Here is an 18,890-nt window from a genome sequence, read left to right on the forward strand (position 1 = left end):
GGTTTTTGGACTTTTATAAGCCAAAAGGAATCTTAATAAAGAAAGCAGTGGAATCGATGTCCATTAAATTAAGGCTTGTAATTTCCAATTTAGCCATGATTCTTGTGCCGATTATTTTTGTTTGCTTATCCGCCGTGTTAGTCGCGTTACTGTTTAAAACGGATGTTAAAGAATTGCGGGCGATCTACCTCCCGCCGGAGCATTACAAGAAAATATCGGAACAAAATCAGTTTTTTATTGATTTGCGCAAGGAAACCATGAAAAATCCAGAGCTGTTCACGGATCCCTCTTATCTTAAAGATCTTGACAGCCGATTAACTCAAACCGCCGATACCTCCTTAATTGTAAGAAGAGGAAAACAGATCATATATTTGCCCGAAAAATTAAAAGACTTAAACAAGAAGGAACTGCCGCCATTTGGCCTCTTCCGGGAAATCGAACCGGTTGAGCAGGTAAATCACCAATTCGTTTCGATAAAAAAGCTGGATTTCTATTATCCTGATGGTTCCGAGGGCTCCTTGTTTTTTGTTAAGGACGCAAGCGGCGTGACCAAATTCGTGCGGACCTTCTTCCCGATTTTATTTACCTTATTAATTCTGGTTTTAATCGGAACGAATGGACTACTGACCTATTATGTCTCCAAAAGCATTATCCGCCCAATCCGCGGGCTGCAAAAGGCTGCCCTGCGCATGAAGGAAGGTGACCTCAGCATCCCGATTCCTGTTTACTCCAAGGATGAAATCGGCCAACTTGCCTTGGGTGTCGAGGAAATGCGGGTTAGGTTAAAGGAATCGATTGAAACGCAGCTTGCGTATGAGGAAAACCGTAAAGAGCTGATTGCCAACATTTCTCATGATTTAAGAACACCGATTACGACCATCAAAGGGTACATGGAAGGGATACGCGACGGGGTCGCCAACAGCCCAGAAAAAATGGACCGTTACATGCAGACGATTCTTTCGAAAGCAAATGAGCTGGACAGGATGATTGAAGAACTCTTTTTGTACTCCAAACTGGATCTGCAGCGGCTTCTTTTTCATTTTGAAAAAATTCACTTCGACCACTATTTGGAGGATTTTGTTGAAGAGCTTCGTTTTGATGTGGAAGGAAAACGGGTTGATATTAACTTAAATATCGAAAAATCAGGGGATTATCTAGTGATTGGAGACCGTGAGAATTTGAAAAGGGTCATCACCAATATTGTCGATAATTCCTTGAAATACATTGATAAACCGGACAAAGTGCTGTCCTTTCATTTAACAACAAACGATTCCTATGTTCGTTTTAAAATGACAGATAATGGACCTGGAATCACGAAGGAGAGTTTATCCTTAATATTTGACCGTTTTTATCGTGCTGATTCGGCGCGGGGGACGGACAAAGGCGGAAGCGGCCTGGGCCTATCGATTGCGAAACGAATTATTGAAGAGCACCAGGGGTCCATCTGGGCGGAAAGCCAAGATGGACAAGGAACGACGATACTTTTTACGTTGAAAAAGGCGGGTGTTGAGTAGTGAAACGCATCTTAATTATTGAAGATGATAAAAGTATTGCCGAGCTTGAACGGGATTATTTAGAAATAGAGGGTTTCTCGGTTGAAATTGCTTTCACTGGAGATGCCGGACTGAAAAAGGCACTGGCGGAGGATTTTGACCTCGTGCTGCTCGACCTGATGCTGCCGGGAGTAGACGGGTTCCAAATTTGCAAGACAATCCGAACCGAGAAAGACATCCCCATCCTGATGGTTTCGGCGAAAAAGGAAGATATCGATAAGATTCGTGGTTTAGGGCTTGGAGCAGACGATTATATCGTCAAGCCGTTTAGTCCGAGCGAGCTAGTGGCACGAGTAAAGGCGCATCTGTCCCGTTACCAGAGACTGATCGGCAAGGTGCCACAGAATGACAGCATCCTAATCCGCGGCCTTCGCATCGACCAAACGTCAAGAAGGGTATATATAAACGATGAAGAGATTATTTTTACCACCAAGGAATTCGATGTATTAACCTTTCTGGCCCTAAATCCAAACCATGTCTTCAGCAAGGAGCAGTTATTTGAACGGGTATGGGGGCTCGATTCCATGGGCGACATTTCCACCGTCACGGTCCACATCCGAAGGATTCGCGAAAAGATTGAAAACGATCCGTCCACCCCGCAATATATCGAGACGGTTTGGGGTGCAGGGTATCGGTTTAAAGGGTAATCTACAGATACATCATTAGGAGGGTCATCATGTTATCCAATCTAGATTACACCATGTTTCAATGGATTAATCATCTAGCGGTCAGCGAACGGGTGTTTAACCCATTAATGGTGTTGTTAGCAGAAAAAGCAGAGTATTTGTTTATGGTAGGAATTCTTTTCTATTGGTTTTTTCAAAAAGCAAAGAATCGTAGAATGGTCGTCGAAGCTTGTTTTTCCGCCTGCCTTGCTCTAGGAATCAACGTCTTGATCGGCATGTTTTTTTACCGCAATCGCCCGTTTGTCTCGCATCATGTTCATTGGCTGATTCATCATGCCAGAAATGCCTCATTCCCGAGCGACCACGCGGCGGCAGCCTTCGTCATCGCCGCTTCAATCTGGATTTGGCGGAAGCGCGATGGCTGGATTTGGCTGCTGCTTGCCTCTGGCATTTCCTTGTCACGCGTCTGGACCGGTGTCCATTACCCTCTGGATGTCATTGGCGGAATGGTGATTGGTGTGGGCTCAGCCTTCTTAGTTCATTATCTATTTGCGAGGTTTTCTATCTTTAATAAGCTAGGCGAATTTGTCATCGGGCTATATGACCGTGCGGAAAACATCGTATTAAGAAGATCCTAAATAGTATAAATGGCAAACAGTCTACCGGACTGTTTGCCATTTTTTACTTTCACTCATTCCTTTACTCTCTTAATATTTGAAAAAATAGAATCAACCCCAGGTGAAAAATGAAGGAACGGTGTTATCTTTGGAAGGTCAAACTTAAAAGGAGAAACTAAGGTATTTTGGTAGATATCTGCTTCTGCACGGTGCAATGGCCAGGGGGAATGGTCAATCTCGCCGCAAAAAATGTTCCCTTTTGCATCGATACTGTATAGACAATATCGTTCTGTCAGCCAGTGATCAAGGGTTCCGCTTTCTGCAAAATAAACTTCTGATGAAGCGCTAAACTTCCCGTCAAATCCCACTGGAGAAGAAGGGCTTTTCCGATCTTTCCTTACACTATTGTAAGAAAACTCCACTCGGTTTTCCCAAGCATGAATCTCAGAATAAAAATACGGCAGCCGGTACCACTTCCGTGCAATGGTATAAGTTGCCCAATGCGGTGCATCAAGTGATAAAAAATAGACGCCGGGCTTTCCTTTATATTTCACATAGGTCCGGACATTGATTTCCGGGAACTTTGCAAATAACGGCAGTCTCGGCAACCCGCGCAGAAAAATCCCATCCATCACAAACATAACAATCCCAATCCAGGCATATCTCTCAAACGTATCGATTTGTAACGCTTTAGGAACCAACGGACGAATCACATCCACAGGAACGGGCCAATGGGCAAATAATAAATTCCGCCATGATTGCTTCATAATCCAATTTTTCGATACATCCTGAAAGGAATGAAGGATTTCCATTCGAACTCACCCCTGCTTTTTATTGGCTAAAGGCACTTTTGTCACATCACTAGTCGCCTGATCAAGCGCGACAAGATCGTCGGAAGAACCCAAGACCTGCTGCCAATTTATCACCATATTTTATCGATCCTTTTTATCTAACTTTTTTTCTGATTCGGAATATTGGCTTGTGATGAACCAAAATAATTTCGAACCCAAATCACAATAAGGACTATGACAGGAATCCCGACCAATAGCGGTAAAGCAATTACATACCACATTTTAAAATAAAAAAAATCTTGATAGAGAACTTTATTTTTCGCCCCTAAGATAGAGGTAATAAAGATGAGGCCAACGACTGGTAAAATCAAAGGCTGATACCTTTTAAACTTAAAAATATCGGCTAATCCAATCACCACGACATAAACATATAGGAATATTTTCGCGAAAAATCCAACGGCAAATGTCCCAACCACAATCGAGTCCATTCTCTCGATAATATGGCCGACATTAATTTTTTCAACGGCAAAAAGGAGCGGAATTTCAACGTTCTGTGCGTTTACGCCGATTACACTAATAACCAAAAGAAAGGTCCAGGAAAGACCTAAACCACTTAACAAGACGGACAATAAACCCGTTCTTTTTACCAATTCGGGCTTATTTAAGTAGGGGAAAATCATCAAGAAAAGAAAGATTTCCCCAAATGGGAAAAAGACCGTTAAGGGGACAGCCTGTTTAAGCACTGGCAGCCAGCCGAACTCTAAAACTGGCTTTACATTTTCAATTTTTATTATCCCGGAAGCAATGACCGTTATATTTCCAATGACGCCAAAGGCAACCATTGCGCCAATTAAGATCTCCGCCGTCCTTCCCAATACTTCAATTCCTAAATAACAGCCATAAGAAACCAATAAAAGACTGATGAAAATAATAACAGGGACCGGTGTTTCAGATAGAATATAGGTCCCCATTGTATCTCCTAAATGCCGGACGTTAAATGCACCGGCAAAGAAAAAATAACAAATATACACTAAACCAAGAGGAAGCCCGATATATTTACTAAATACCTGAACTAAAACCCCAGTAAAAGGAAGGGTTGGATACCGCTTGAATATTTGAAAGTATACAAAGAAAAATAGAATGAGGGCGCCGGCCATACCAAGTGTGATTGATATCCAAGCATCTTGTTTTGCATGCTTTCCTATGCTCGTCACAATGCCGGTTCCTAATTGAAATAGAAACATGAGAGAAAACAGCTGCCTTGCATCAATCTTCGCCTTTTCCATTAGGTTAATGTCCTTCCCTAACAACCAAAATGAATATTCATTATTGTGAGCTTTCAGCTGGTAAATTAAACCTCCACATAATTGTTTTATGATGACCCTCGTTAAATAGAATATGCCTAATGTAAGAGGAAATAATAACCTAAAATATAATAGGAATATGAGGGAAATGACCTTGAATTTTTTTAAAAATAAAAATAAAAAATCCATTAAAGATAAATGGAAAGAGATTCAAAAGGAAACAGCGAAACAGCCCGCCACGCAAAGCCAAGCGAAACAAAAAAGTGAACCGATAGAGCTTGTATTAACGGATAACATCCAAAAGATAAAAGAATTATTAGGTAACAGCGACGATATTATTACGAGAGAAATCAGAATTGGCAAGGATGGCAGGATTAAAGCCTGCGTCGTTTTTACAGACGGCTTGGTTGATAGCCATGCTGCACAAAACTTCATAATGGAATCGTTAATGATTGATTTACGAATGATAGATGCCGAAACAGAAACATTCACTGGTTTAAACCTTTTATCCTATTTAAAGGATATGGTATTAACAGTCGGAGACATTCAAGATCTAGATGATTTTACGAATCTCTTGGATTCTCTTTTATCCGGTAAAGTGATTCTTTTATTTGATGGATATTCGAAAGGCTTCACCATTGATATGAAAGGTTGGAATCAGCGGTCAGTGGAGGAACCTACAACTGAGACGACAATTAGAGGACCTCGTGAAGGATTTACTGAGAATATCCGGGTTAACACTTCCTTGATTAGGAGGAAAATTAAAGATCACAACCTATGGATTGAAACAAGGAAAATTGGAAAAGTATCAAAAACACTAGTTTCCATTATGTATATAAAAGGAATTGCCGATGACAAGATTGTCGAGGAAGTACGTAAGAGGCTTAACAGGATTAAGATTGACAGTATTTTAGAAACAGGCTATATCGAAGAATTAATTCAGGATGGGGCATGGACACCTTTTCCGACCATGTATCACTCAGAACGGCCCGATGCCATAGCAGCCGATTTGTTTGAAGGACGTGTTGCCATTCTAGTTGACGGCACACCATTTGTCATGACAGTTCCTATTGTGTTCGCACAGTTTTTACAGTCTCCGGAAGATTATTATAACCGAGCAGATATTACAACGCTTCTTCGTTTCCTGCGTTATGTAGGTTTTTTCATTGCATTGTTAGCACCTTCTCTCTATATCGCCATCACCACCTTTCATCAGGAAATGCTGCCAACGCAATTACTCATTACCCTTGCCGCCCAGCGGGAAGGTGTTCCGTTTCCAGCCTTTATTGAAGCATTAGCGATGGAGGTTAGTTTTGAAATATTACGAGAAGCAGGATTACGAATGCCGAAAGCGATCGGACAGGCAGTATCCATCGTTGGAACACTTGTTATCGGCACGGCAGCGGTTGAAGCCGGCTTTGTATCTGCTGCCATGGTAATTGTTGTTGCCATTACAGCCATCGCCAGCTTTATAGTCAGTAATTATGAGTTAGCGATTGCCATCAGGATGCTGCGCTTCCCCTTCATGGCTATCGCGGCCTCATTTGGTTTATTCGGAATCATTGTAGGATTAATTGCTATGGTTCTTCATATGTGCAGCTTGCGTTCATTTGGCGTGCCTTATATGGCCCCCTTCGGGCCCTTTATCAAAGAGGACCAAAAGGATGCCATTTTCCGATTTCCAAGATGGGCAATGTCTACACGGCCCCGCTTATTCAGTCAAAACAATATCGTACGCGAAGACACTCCCTTCCCAAAATCCCCCCAAAAAGAATGAAAGCTGCCTTTACTCCAAAGGCAGCTTTCTCTTTTTTTCATGTTTTATATATTTCTTTAATCCATAAATCAATAATAATAATAAAGGAAGAGCAAGTCCGTATATCAAAGAGTAAACTGGCCAAATTTCATAGTCAAATTTTGCTGAATGGGTAACATTAGGGTGTGAATACAGGGAAAGCACTACCACCAACATCCCAAAAGGGAATGTAAACGGACGGTAATCTCTTATATTTAAGGTTTGGCCAAAACTGATAATCGCTGCGTAAAAGTAAATCACCATCTTAAAAAAAATTGTGATTAACCACATTATTGCCAAGATAGCTTCAATCCGTTGCAAAAAATCCCCAATTTTTATCGACTGAGCTAAATTATAGCTTGGATACATCTGTCTAGCACTGGTCTCAGGACCTAAAACTAAAATAGTCAATATGATGAGGATGGTTAAACAAACACCCGCTGTACTGATGGCAATAAATAAAGATTTCTCAGCCTTCTTTGGCTGCTTCACAGAACTAGGGAAAATCATCAATATAACGATTAATGGAAAAGAAAAACTGCTTAAAAAAATGAATACAGCCCGGATCATTGGTTTTATTCCCGTGAATAGTATGGGTTCTAGATTTTGTAACTTCCATAAATCAGAGGTTAATAATACGGATCCTACAAGCAATACGAACAAAAAAATAAATACAGGAAAGAAGAGTTCTGCAGCGCGCGCCACCGTCTCAAGACCAAGGCGGACTCCCATCAATAAGATGCACGCTAATATGATATGGATAGCTTCAATCGGGGTATACAGCAAAATTTGGGTAGTTAGGAAATTGCCAGCATAATATATTAAATCTGATGCATCAAAGAAGGCAAAGAACACAAACGATAGGGAAATGAATTTACCTAACCACTTCCCGAGAACCGATTCCAAGATTTCAGCCAGTGTCATCGCTGGGAATATCCTCCCTATCGCGATGTATAAAGCCACTACCAAAAAACTTGAGACTGTTCCGAAAATTGCTGCCATCCAGGCATCTTGTTTTACCACACTAGCAAGACTTCCAGGTATCACCAAGATGGTCGTACCCACAGAAAACAAAATAACTAGAATCGCTAGTTGCCTTGCACTTATTTTAACATTTTCCATTCACTTTCACCGAACCTATTTCAGCAATCCGTTAATAACATCACTCATTGGCTGTAAAACCATTCTAATCCCATTAAGAGGGTTCGGAATATTCAAATGCAAGCTTTCTGCTATGCCCAATCCTACAGCCATACCCATTAGGATCAAAAATGTCCATAATTCCTTCGTTAATTTTTTTTTTCGCATTTTTGGAACTTCAAAAGCAGTGATGATAATGGCTGCCACTAACGTTACTGCAATACCTAGCATTGGAAGGACTCCCTCTCATTCACTGTTATTCTGTGCACTCTCTACTCTTCGTTTCATTATTCATATTCACTCGCCATCCATTCTTTACTTATTGTAAACATAATAAACGGTGCGAATCTCATTTGTTGGTTTTTGTTTAAAAAATAAAACATCCTTCCAGTTGTTCGCTTAAAAAACCAGATTTTGGAGAGCATATAACTAGCTTACAGGCTTAAAGGGGTAATGGCATGAACCGAAAATTCCTTTTACTTGTTTCCATCTGCTCTCTTATCCTTCTCACTTCCTGTTGGAACCGAAGAGAATTAAATCAGCTTGGCATTGTGATTGGAATGGGAATTGATAAAGCAGATGGTAAATTCCTAGTGACGACACAAGTCGTAAATCCCAGTGAGATTGCAGCATCTATAGGCAGCGGCGGCAATACTCCTGTGGTTGTTTATCAAGAAGAAGGGACTACAATATTCGAGGCAATCAGGAGAATGACAACCGAATCACCACGAAAACTATATTTTTCTCATCTTCGTCTGCTCGTGTTTGGAGAAGAATTTGCGAAAAAAGGGATTGGTAAATCATTAGACTTTTTGACAAGGGATCCGGAATTGCGGACTGATTTTTATATTACAATCGCTAAAAACAGCAAGGCAGGCGATGTTTTAAAAGTCTTAACGGCCATAGAAAAAATTCCCGTTCAGCAATTATACGATTCACTCCTAACCTCGGAGAAACAGTGGGCACCAACACTGCCCATTACGTTGGATCAATTGAATTCAGATTTAATAGATGAAGGAATGGATGTCAAATTAACTGGGCTTATGATAAAAGGACCGCTGCAAGCGGGAGAAAGTCTGGGGAAATATCAGCAATCTCAAGCAGAAACCTACTTACAATTTGATGAGGTTGGCGTATTTAAAAAAGATAAATTACTAGGATGGTTAACCACAGACGAAAGCAAAGGCCTCAACTACGCTTTAGGGAATGTAAAAAGTACCATCGTAACCATACCCTGCCCTGAAAAAGGTCTTGCCAGCATTAAGCTGATTCACACAAAAACAGAGTTAAAAACAAAGGTTTCAGGCGGTGAGCCAACAGGAAACATAAAAATTACTGCAGCTGGAAAGCTGGGAGATGTATACTGCAAGACACTCGATTTAAGTAAACCGGAAACCATCAACCAGTTAGAACGGAAAGCAGAGAAAAAAATGAAAGACAACATTCTTAAGGCTCTACATGCTTCGCAAAAGAAATATAAGCTCGATCCATTTGGTTTCGGTGAAGCTGCGCGCCGTGTTAACCCGGATTATTGGCATTCAGTCAAGAATGATTGGCAGCAAGTTTTTGAAAAAATGCCGGTGAATGTGGAAATTTCTGTAAAAATACACGATGTAGGAATGATTAAGAACTCTCCTTTAAATTTAATGAAGGATTAATCAAATTGGAGGAATGAGATGGAACGAAAAACCCTTATACTCATACTTTTAAGTTCTATCCTCCTTTCTGGCTGCTGGAACAAACGGGAATTAAATGAACTATCCATTTTACTTGGATTGGGGGTTGATAAAGAGCAGGACCAATATGTGGTGACTGCACAAGTAGTCAATCCAAGTGAAATTGCCTCAAAGAAAGGCGGCAGCGGCAAAGCACCAGTGGTCGTTTATCAAAGCAAAGGAGACACATTATTAGAAGCAGCCAGGAAAGTAACAACGGCTGCTCCAAGAAAGCTTTATTTTGCGCACATGCGAATCCTTGTCTTCGGAGAGAAATTGGCAAAGGAGGGAATCGGGGGAATCGTTGACGCTCTTTTAAGGGAACCGGAAGTGCGCAATGATTTTTACATAACAGTAGCCAAGAATGCTAAAGCAGCAGATGTTTTAAAGGTATTAACTCCGTTAGAAAAAATTCCAGCTAATAATTTGTTTAACTCCCTCGAGGCATCAGCGAAATCTTGGGCGCCAACCGAAGGTGTTACTTTAGCTACACTTGTTAATAACATGACGAGTAATGGGATTAGTCCTATTTTAACCGGTGTTGAAATACGAGGAAATGTAAATGAGGGGGCAAATCTTAAGAATATCGAACGGACGAAACCGAAAACAACCTTGGACTATAAAGGAGTGGCGATTTTTAAACAGGATAAACTGATTGGATGGTTAAATGAAAGTGAAAGCAGGGATGTTCATTATGCCTTAGGAAAAGTGAAGAGCAGTGTAGGGAATGTAAAATGCCCGCAGGGTGGAAATGCCGTCATTGAGGTAATGGGAATAAAAACTAAACTTGCTGCAAATATGATGAAGGGGAAGCCTCAAGGGTCAGTGAGGATTAAAGTGCGAGGAAATGTCGGAGAAGTAGAATGCAAAGGATTAGATTTAACAAACCCCAACTCTATTTCTTATTTAGAAAAAGCATCAGAAACAGCTCTCAAAGAAAAAATTAAATTGACCATAGGGCATGTTCAAAAAAATTATCAAATCGATATTTTCGGTTTCGGGGAAGCACTTTATCGCTCAGAACCCGATGCGTGGAAGAAATATAAAAAGAATTGGGACCAGACATTTTCCGAAATGCCTGTTACCGTTAAGGTTGATGTATCCATCCGGCAAACCGGCACTATCAGCAATTCGCCTCTTAATAATATGAAATAGGTCTTAAAGGATGTTACCCCTTTGAGAAAAGTGAGGAACAAACATGCTTGAAAAGGGTAAAATATCATCTCATCAATTTACCATAATGATTGCTTTATTTATAGTCGGAGGCAGTGTTTTGTATGTCCCAGCAGGACTTATCCATACTGCAAAACAAGATGCTTGGTTAGCTAGTATTCTTGTGGTCGGGCTCGCACTGCTGCTCGTGTTTATGTTAAATGCACTGGGTAGCAGTTTTCCAAATATGGACTTTGCTCAATATTGCGAAAAGGTATTAGGAAAATGGCTTGGAAAACTCGTTTCCCTTTTATATTTCTTTTATTTTTTCCTTAGTACCGCTACTTTTGTACGGCAGTTCGGTGATTTTGTAATTATCCAGCTTCTCCGAGAGACACCTATTCTGGCAGTGCATATTCTGCTCATAGTCATTATGATCATGGCTGTCCGTTACGGCCTAGAGCCCTTTTCTCGTGCGATAGAAATTTTCTTTCCGTTTATTCTTGTACTTTTTGTTATATTTATCATTTCAATTATGCCAATGATTCATTTTCATAACGCCCTTCCGATATTAGACAATGGAATAAAACCAGTATTGGGAGCAACTGTGAAATCTCTTGGAACCCCTTATTTGCAATTGGTATTATTTTTAATGGTCTTCCCTGCTGTTAACCAGACAAAACCCGCTAAAAGGTCATTTTTGCTTGGGACAGTATTGGGGGGATGCGTGTTAGCGCTTGTCACTTTAATGAGCATTTTGTGCTTTGGTGCCTTTTTTTCTGAAAATCAGCAATTTATCACCTATGTCCTGGCGCTCAACATTAATATCGGCGGATTTTGGCAGCGCATTGAAGCGATTATGGCATTCATCTGGTTCATTACCATTTATATTAAGATCACCCTTTATTTCTATGGATCGGTTATATGCATGGGCCAAATTTTAAAACTAAAGGAATATAAATCTTTAACCTTTCCTCTAGGGTTCATCACGCTATTTCTGTCTCTTATTATCAATAAGAATATTGTTGAATCCGACCAACAAGCCGAATGGTGGACAGTCTTTTCCCTGCCTTTTGGTCTTTTAATCCCTTTATTGTTACTCATATTAAGTAAAGTTAGAAAAAAAGCTTGAGGAAGCAAGAGGCACCTAATCCGAATTTTGGTTTAGGTGCCTTTTCTTTTTTCCGATTATAACGTTCCAGCCAGTCCTCCGTCGATATTCACCGCTACCCCTGAAACATAAGAGGCGGCATCTGAGACAAGGAAGGCAATCACTTTCGCTGCTTCTTCCGTATTTCCGATGCGGCCTAGTGGAATTTGCCGGTCTTTCCTTGAAAACTCTTCCCATGACAGATCTGGCGCTTGATTTTTCCACATTTTTTCGATTTGCTCACTGCGAATTAAACCAATACAAACGGTATTGGCGCGAATATTGTCCTTGCCAAGGTCTTTACTCATTGCTTTTGTAAGAGCCATCCCTGCTGCCCTGCTGACGGATGTTGGCAATGAAGAAGCGGGCGGCGTTTTCCCAAGGATGGCTGTCACATTGACGATTGCTCCTCCTCCTGCCTGCCGCATATATGGTACAGCATAACGGGAACAATGAATCGCCCCGAATAGTTTTAAATCTAGATCCTGCCTCCAAAGCTCCGTTTCCACTTTTTCGAATGAGTGGGCTTGTGACGTACCGGCATTGTTCACCAAAATGTCCAGCCGCCCATATTTTTCTACAGCTGCTTGTACCACTTTCTGACAATCCTCTTCCTTCGTAACATCCGCCACAACGTACAGTACTTCTTTTCCGGTTTTTTCAAAAATAAAGGCAGCCGCCTCTTGGAGACGGTCTTCGTTTCTGGCACAAATCGTGACTTCTGCACCTTCTCCCACTAAATAAAGGGCCGTTTCCAAGCCAATCCCTTTGCTTGCCCCCGTAATTATGGCGGATTTCCCTATTAAACCTAATTCCATGATAGTGTTCCCCTTTCTCATTCACTTTTTATCCTTCCCCTTAATGATACAGAAAAAATGAATAAGTTGGTATTTTCGGGACTCTAGGCTCCTACAACGGTATTTGTCGAACTGAAGCTGATATATCAAAGCAGTTTTTTGCATAAATATATACCCATTACCATTTTCCTGTAGAAAGGGGGAATTTTTTTGATGGATGTCTGCATTTCTTGCGGAATGGAATTATCAATCATGGAGCGCAACAGGGCCGAATGCTGGGAGTGCAGGGATAAGAAGACGACTGAGGTTTACGCCGAAGAGGAAGATTAGTTGTGCAGTCATGTGACTAAGCCTAAAGACTCGCAGCCAAAAAACAAGAGACACCTAACCAATTCGGCAGGTGTCTCTTACTGTTTATCCAGCGTTTAATTTCATTTTTTCTATGATTGCTGAAAAGTAGTTCCGGACCGTTCCCTTTTTGTTTGATGGCTGATTTGAGGTGTCTGTGTTTGGACTACCATCGAGACAGTTTGACTCCTCTGTTTCTAGCCTTGTATCGGGTTCATCCTTTAGTTCCGGAGCGTAAATCCGCTCTCCCCTCATGATGCTGCGAATAGAACCGACCAGCTCCTCACTCGGGCTGTCCTTCAATAAATAGCCTGTTACACCCGCCTTTAGGGCACGCTGCCAGTAACCGGCTCTTGCAAAAGTTGTTAGAATGATAACCTTACAGCCCGCCGACATTAAAGCTTCAGCAACTTCAAGGCCGTTCTTCCCAGGCATCTCTACATCCATAATACAAATGTCCGGCTTTAAGCAGTGCACGAGTGTCAGTGCTTCTTCCCCGTTGCTGGCCTGGCCTGCCACTTCCATGTCCTCTTCTAGGTTCAGCAGGGAACCAATGACTCCTAACAGACTTTCCTGATCATCTAAGATGACGATTCTGATCATTTTGTTCCCTCCTTGACGGTACCTGCCATTATGCAAAGACTCCCCAAAAAGAAACGGGGAGTCAGCTAATAATAGTCATTTATAGCTCCGGTTTTGCGTGAATGGAAACACTATTTCTCATTACCTCTTTGGCCTCTTTAAAGCTTACAAAATCCTTCTTTTCCTCATCCCATAAGCGAAACTTTAGTGACTTTAAGCTTGTAGCCAGTGTAATGGTTGGAACATTTTGCAGCGGAAGCGTATTATTGTGCGCCTCTTCCAATTTATAGTTTGGTACCCTTGGGTTTAAATGATGGACGTGATGGAAACCGATATTCCCTGTCAGCCATTGCAAAAGCTTTGGCAGTTTATAGTACGAACTTCCTTCCACTGCTGCCCTTACATACTCCCAGTCCTTGTCTTCTTCAAAGTAAGAATCCTCGAACGTATGCTGGATGTAAAACAGCCAAATGCCTGCTGCTCCAGCAATCATGAAAATCGTACCTTGTACAATAAGGAATGCCTGCCAGCCAATCGCCCAGCAAAGCAGTCCTGCTAACGCCAGGATCAGAACATTCGTCAGATAGGTGTTATTGCGTTCCTTTTGTTTGGCGCCTCTATGGTTAAATCTATTTTTTAACAGGAATTGATAAATTGGCCCCAATCCAAACAAAACGAATGGATTGCGATATAAACGATAGCCTAAACGAAGTCTGAACGATGCTGCCTTATATTCTTCTACTGTCAGCGTCCAAATATCGCCTGTCCCCCGCTTGTCGAGATTGCCGCTTGTTGCGTGGTGAACCGCATGATCATGCCCCCACTGGTCGAACGGGAATAACGTCAAAACCCCCATAAATGTCCCCACGACTCGATTAGCACGTCGGCTTTTCAAGAAGGAATAATGGGTGCAATCATGAAAAATAATGAACATCCTGACCAGAAATCCTGCCGCCAGAATAGCTGGTACCAGTGCCAGCCAATAGGAGACTGACAAGCTTTGATAAGCAAGGAACCATAATATAATAAATGGCACGACTGTATTGATGATTTGCACTATACTTTGCTTTGTTGTTGATTTTTCAAAAGATGCAACTTGTTTTCGTAATTGTTTCGTGCTTTCTAAGGTCATTTTTCAAATTCCCTTCTTTTATGTCGTTAAACCAAGTATAGGGAATTGAAAACGATTGCGTTAGTAGCATGTGTCATGGACTAGATATGACAAATGTCATGAAAAGGCGAATTTTTAGCTAAATATGTAGAAAAATCCGCTATTTATTTATTATATTTTTTAAAAATCAATGTTGCATTATGGCCGCCGAATCCGAAGGAATTGGATAGGACGACTTGAACATCCTTCTTTTTCGCTGTATTTGGAACGTAATCTAAATCCAGACCTTCATCTGGTGTTTCGTAATTAATGGTTGGCGGAATGACCCCTTCCTTGATGGAAAGCAGCGAAAAAATAGCCTCAATCGCACCCGTTGCCCCGAGCATATGTCCCGTCATCGATTTGGTCGAGCTTACAGATAAGTTGTTGGCATGGCCGCCAAATACCTCTTTGATGGCCATCGTTTCATACAAGTCATTATAATAAGTGGACGTGCCGTGGGCATTGATATAGTCCACTTGTTCAGGTGAAATTCCAGCATCCTCCAAGGCTGCTTTCATCGCACGCTGGGCTCCCTCTCCATCTGGTGCCGGTGTTGTGATATGATGGGCGTCACCTGAAGCCCCATACCCGGCAATTTCACCATAGATGCGGGCACCACGGGCTAGTGCATGTTCCAATTCTTCCAATATCACGATGCCGGCGCCTTCCCCGATGACAAATCCATCGCGATTCTTATCAAAGGGACGGCTTGCTGTGTTTGGGTCGGGATTTTTTGAAAGGGCGGTCATATTAGAGAATCCGGCAACCGTCATTTCTGTGATGGTAGCTTCCGTTCCTCCGGCAATCATCATTTCGGCATCGCCTTTTTGAATCACGCGGAAAGCATCGCCGATGGAATTAGCACCGGATGCACATGCTGTTACGGAGCAATTGTTCATTCCTTTCGCTCCGAGTTCGATCGACACCTGTCCTGCTGCCATGTCTGGAATAAACATCGGAATCGTAAACGGATTAACCCTTCTTTGGCCTTTTTCAATAAATTTCTTATGCTGTTCCTCAAATTCGCCCAGCCCGCCGATGCCTGAACCAATCCATACTCCGACCCGTTCAGGATAAATATCTGTTCCGATTTGAATGCGGGCATCCGCTGCAGCCATTTTACTCGCAGCAATCGCAAATTGACTGTAACGCCCCATTCTCCTCGCTTCTTTTTTATCCATATAGTTTTCCAGTGCGAAGTCTTTTACCTCCGCTGCGATTTTGATATCGACTTTTTCTGTATCAAACAAGGTGGCCGGACCGATGCCTGAAATGCCGTTTTTAATCTTATCCCATGTCGTCAGGGCGTCATTACCGAGAGGGGTAACCGCTCCAATACCCGTAATCACTACTCTTCTTTTCAACTTACTAACCCCCACTTGTTTATTCACTTAATTCATTGAAAATTTCTCATTCCTTCTATTTTACCTAATTTGGAGTGGTTCGCCTAATATTTCAATTTTCCGCGTGAATTTCGAATATCTCTGAAAAAAAATCAGTTTTTACGAGCGGCAAGGTTACTCCCATCTTCATCAGTTCATCCCCATAAAAGACCTTTTCCCCGTTGTTAAGCCGATATTTTTGTTTCGGATTTAATCCCTGTAACAGAAGGCGGCGGAAGGGCGGATTAGGGGTTGCCAGTGTTTGATAGTAAAAAACAGCCGCATGCTGCTGATTGTCCGCGACGTACATCCAGGCCGTTTCCAGTCCTTCGAAGGGGTCGAGAAGCCTATACAAATCACCAAAGCTAATAAGACCCTGAATTCTACGATAGAGCTGGATTCCCTTTTGTACCGCCAGTTTTTCTTCTGTGCTCAGCTTGTCGACATTTAATTCAAAACCTAAGTTGGCAGCCATTGCCACAGACAATCTCATTTGAATGGGTGTTATCCGTCCAACTTGGTGGTTCGGTACATCTGAGACGTGGGCGCCCATGGTGATGGCTGGGAAAACGATGCTTGTGCCATATTGGATTTTCAGCCGTTCGACTGAGTCTGTATTATCACTTGTCCAGGTTTGCGGCATGTAATACAGCATGCCCGGGTCGAAGCGGCCGCCCCCGCCCGAGCAGCTTTCGAATAAAATGTGCGGAAAGCGTTCGGTTAATTTTTCTAATATTTGATACAAGCCGAGCATGTAACGATGAGCAGTTTCCTTTTGCCGTTCAGGCGGCAGGGCAGCGGATCCAATTTCGGTCATATTTCGGTTCATGTCCCATTTTACATAAGAAATTGGTGCACTGCGGAAAAGGTTTGTGAGTGTTTCAACGAGCCAATCGCATACATCCTGCCGGGATAAATCGAGAACCAGCTGGTTGCGGGACAGCGTCCGGTTCCGTCCTCGAACATGTAGACACCAATCGGGGTGCGACCGGTACAAATCACTGTCAGGCGAGACCATTTCCGGCTCGACCCACAGCCCAAACTTCATTCCTTTCGTTAGCACATAGTCCGCCAAGCCCTTTAATCCATGGGGCAGTTTTTTCTGATAGACAGTCCAGTCCCCTAGTGAACTTTTATCATTGTCACGGTGCCCAAACCAGCCGTCATCGAGGACAAACAGCTCAATTTTAAGCTCTGCAGCCCCGTCCGTCAGTTCCTTTAATTTTCTTTCGGAAAAATGAAAACGGGTCGCTTCCCAGTTATTGATAAGAACTGGGCGTAATTTGTCGCGATAGGTTCCACGGCACACCCTGGCTCGCAATAGTTTATGAAAGGTTCGCGACATTCCGCCAAGACCAGCCGATGAATAAACCAATATGGCCTCTGGGGTTTGAAATTTTCCCCCAGGCTTTAATAGCCAAATGAAATCAAACGGATTAATTCCTATCGATAGCCTCGTTGTTTCGTACGGGGCGACTTCAATAGACGCTTCAAAATTACCGCTATACACAAGACTAATCCCATAGACCTCTCCTTGCTCTTCGTTGGCATCCTTTGAAAGCAGTGCGAAAAAGGGATTGTGCTGGTGGCTGCTGGCGCCTCTCGAGGAGGAAATCGATTGAACCCCATGATGGAGTGGCTGCCGTTCGAGATGTCGCTCCCTTGCCCATGATCCGTGAAGATGGAGCCAGTCCCAATTAGAATGGTGAAAGTCCAAGGACATGCTCGTACATTTGTGTATTTCCACTGCCTGGGTTCCTAGGTGCTCGAAGGAAGTCGATCTGGTGATCACATCGAGGTCCCTGTAAATAGTGTAAAAGAGGTTAACCCCTATCCCCAGCTTGGAATCAACCAGCGTAAGTCTTAAGGTTTCCGCTTCGGAATCATCCTCGACATAGGCAGAAGGCAGCCCGTCTAGAGATGGCTTTCCTTTAAAGATTTCATGTGAGTCATAAACAAACTCAGTAATGGTAGAACCGTCACTTGTGCGCAGCTGATAGGCCGGTTTCCTGAAATCGCCTTTGCCGTACGCGGGATACTCTTGGGGAAGAGTGTCCAGGGAAAATTGTTTGTTTGTTGATTCCGCCGTTGGCGAAAAGGTCCTGCCTTTAAAGGAAAGGATCGAAGCAGGCTGCAATGTGTGAACCCGCTTACCCCAGTACAAATGGGCAGGATATTTTCTATGTACAATTTGAAGCAAATAACTTGTCCGGTCATTAAATAAATGAAATATCCCATCCTCTTCATTCCACTCTATTGGCACCACATCCACTCCCCTTAATTTATCGTCTTACTTCATCCTATTTTGGTTGGCAGTGAAAAAGCACTAGGCTTAGGCAAAAGAGCAGGAGGTCTTTGTCGTGTTTTTGGAGAACAATTTTTTAAGCCCTTATTTAAAAGATTGTTGCTTTCCTAATAAGAAATAACTTATTGCCTTCGCTGTAAGCGATAGAACACTTGGTAAAATAACTTGTCCGGTCGCATATAACCTTCCTATGAGCCCCAACGATTGTAAAAATCTACGGTCCGGGCGCATATAACCTTTCTATGAGCCCCAACGCTTGAAAAAATCTGCGGTCCGGTCGCTTATAACCTTTCTATGAACCCCAACGCTTGTAAAAAACAGCGATCCGGTCGCATATAACCTTCCTATGAGCCCCAACGATTGTAAAAATCTGCGGTCCGGGCGCATATAACCTTTCTATGTGCCCCAACGATTGTAAAAATCTGCGGTCCGGGCGCATATAACCTTTTTATGAGCCCCAAAGATTGGAAAAATCAGCGG

General features: G+C 42.4%; 16 protein-coding genes. 7 read left to right on the forward strand and 9 right to left on the reverse strand.

Translation table 11 applies throughout. From position 1 onward, the window contains the following. Nucleotides 1-56: 56 nt before the first annotated feature. Genes KHA99_RS27800 through KHA99_RS27810 form a run of 3 tightly spaced genes read left to right on the forward strand, consistent with a single transcriptional unit; the run spans nt 57 to nt 2,817 of the window. The gene (locus tag KHA99_RS27800) at nt 57-1,514 is read left to right on the forward strand and encodes a sensor histidine kinase (RefSeq protein ID WP_213120761.1); all 1,458 of its coding nucleotides are present in this window, start codon (nt 57-59) and stop codon (nt 1,512-1,514) included. Then, nucleotides 1,514-2,200, forward strand: coding sequence for a response regulator transcription factor (locus KHA99_RS27805; protein WP_213120762.1), 687 nt, complete (start codon nt 1,514-1,516; stop codon nt 2,198-2,200). The genes KHA99_RS27800 and KHA99_RS27805 overlap by 1 nt, the downstream gene beginning before the upstream one ends. A 29-nt stretch (nt 2,201-2,229) precedes the next feature. Next, a complete protein-coding gene (locus KHA99_RS27810; RefSeq protein WP_213120763.1) occupies nt 2,230-2,817 on the forward strand; it encodes an undecaprenyl-diphosphatase in 588 nt (195 codons plus the stop codon). A gap of 53 nt (nt 2,818-2,870) precedes the next feature. Here KHA99_RS27810 and KHA99_RS27815 read toward each other — a convergent pair whose 3' ends face one another. Beyond that, complete coding sequence (locus tag KHA99_RS27815; RefSeq protein ID WP_213120764.1) at nt 2,871-3,608, reverse strand: YqjF family protein; 738 nt, start codon at nt 3,606-3,608, stop codon at nt 2,871-2,873. Nucleotides 3,609-3,745: 137 nt separating this feature from the next. After that, nucleotides 3,746-4,873 (reverse strand): GerAB/ArcD/ProY family transporter, encoded by a 1,128-nt coding sequence (locus tag KHA99_RS27820; RefSeq protein WP_213120765.1) that lies wholly within the window; start codon nt 4,871-4,873, stop codon nt 3,746-3,748. Between the two features lie 166 nt (nt 4,874-5,039). Here KHA99_RS27820 and KHA99_RS27825 point away from each other — a divergent pair, with 166 nt between their 5' ends. Then, the gene (locus tag KHA99_RS27825; RefSeq protein WP_249366986.1) at nt 5,040-6,668 is read left to right on the forward strand and encodes a spore germination protein; all 1,629 of its coding nucleotides are present in this window, start codon (nt 5,040-5,042) and stop codon (nt 6,666-6,668) included. A 9-nt stretch (nt 6,669-6,677) separates the two neighbouring features. On the opposite strand, the gene KHA99_RS27830 is transcribed toward KHA99_RS27825, so the two are convergent. After that, a complete protein-coding gene (locus KHA99_RS27830) occupies nt 6,678-7,808 on the reverse strand; it encodes a GerAB/ArcD/ProY family transporter (protein ID WP_213120767.1) in 1,131 nt (376 codons plus the stop codon). Nucleotides 7,809-7,823: 15 nt separating this feature from the next. After that, nucleotides 7,824-8,057, reverse strand: a complete 234-nt coding sequence (locus KHA99_RS27835; RefSeq protein WP_213120768.1) for a hypothetical protein — start codon at nt 8,055-8,057, stop codon at nt 7,824-7,826. A 227-nt stretch (nt 8,058-8,284) separates the two neighbouring features. Here KHA99_RS27835 and KHA99_RS27840 point away from each other — a divergent pair, with 227 nt between their 5' ends. Genes KHA99_RS27840 through KHA99_RS27850 form a run of 3 tightly spaced genes read left to right on the forward strand, consistent with a single transcriptional unit; the run spans nt 8,285 to nt 11,825 of the window. Continuing rightward, entirely contained in the window at nt 8,285-9,484 is a 1,200-nt protein-coding gene (locus KHA99_RS27840; RefSeq protein ID WP_213120769.1) for a Ger(x)C family spore germination protein, read from the forward strand. Between the two features lie 18 nt (nt 9,485-9,502). Further along, nucleotides 9,503-10,696, forward strand: coding sequence for a Ger(x)C family spore germination protein (locus KHA99_RS27845; protein WP_213120770.1), 1,194 nt, complete (start codon nt 9,503-9,505; stop codon nt 10,694-10,696). Between the two features lie 43 nt (nt 10,697-10,739). Next, complete coding sequence (locus tag KHA99_RS27850; protein WP_213120771.1) at nt 10,740-11,825, forward strand: GerAB/ArcD/ProY family transporter; 1,086 nt, start codon at nt 10,740-10,742, stop codon at nt 11,823-11,825. A gap of 56 nt (nt 11,826-11,881) precedes the next feature. On the opposite strand, the gene KHA99_RS27855 is transcribed toward KHA99_RS27850, so the two are convergent. From KHA99_RS27855 to KHA99_RS27875, 5 genes are all read right to left on the reverse strand, one after another. Further along, a complete protein-coding gene (locus KHA99_RS27855; protein ID WP_213120772.1) occupies nt 11,882-12,661 on the reverse strand; it encodes an SDR family NAD(P)-dependent oxidoreductase in 780 nt (259 codons plus the stop codon). Between the two features lie 393 nt (nt 12,662-13,054). Continuing rightward, on the reverse strand, nt 13,055-13,591 hold the full coding sequence (locus KHA99_RS27860; protein WP_213120773.1) for a response regulator: 537 nt from the start codon (nt 13,589-13,591) through the stop codon (nt 13,055-13,057). A 79-nt stretch (nt 13,592-13,670) separates the two neighbouring features. Next, nucleotides 13,671-14,702: a Delta(5) desaturase DesA gene (gene desA / locus KHA99_RS27865; protein ID WP_213120774.1), complete on the reverse strand. Its 1,032-nt coding sequence runs from the start codon at nt 14,700-14,702 to the stop codon at nt 13,671-13,673. Between the two features lie 143 nt (nt 14,703-14,845). Next, nucleotides 14,846-16,087: a beta-ketoacyl-ACP synthase II gene (fabF, locus tag KHA99_RS27870; protein ID WP_213120775.1), complete on the reverse strand. Its 1,242-nt coding sequence runs from the start codon at nt 16,085-16,087 to the stop codon at nt 14,846-14,848. A 91-nt stretch (nt 16,088-16,178) separates the two neighbouring features. Beyond that, nucleotides 16,179-18,368, reverse strand: a complete 2,190-nt coding sequence (locus tag KHA99_RS27875) for an alpha-galactosidase (protein ID WP_213120776.1) — start codon at nt 18,366-18,368, stop codon at nt 16,179-16,181. Nucleotides 18,369-18,890 lie beyond the last annotated feature (522 nt).

The sequence above is a fragment of the Neobacillus rhizophilus genome, from assembly GCF_018343535.1.
Classification (GTDB): domain Bacteria; phylum Bacillota; class Bacilli; order Bacillales; family Cytobacillaceae; genus Neobacillus; species Neobacillus rhizophilus.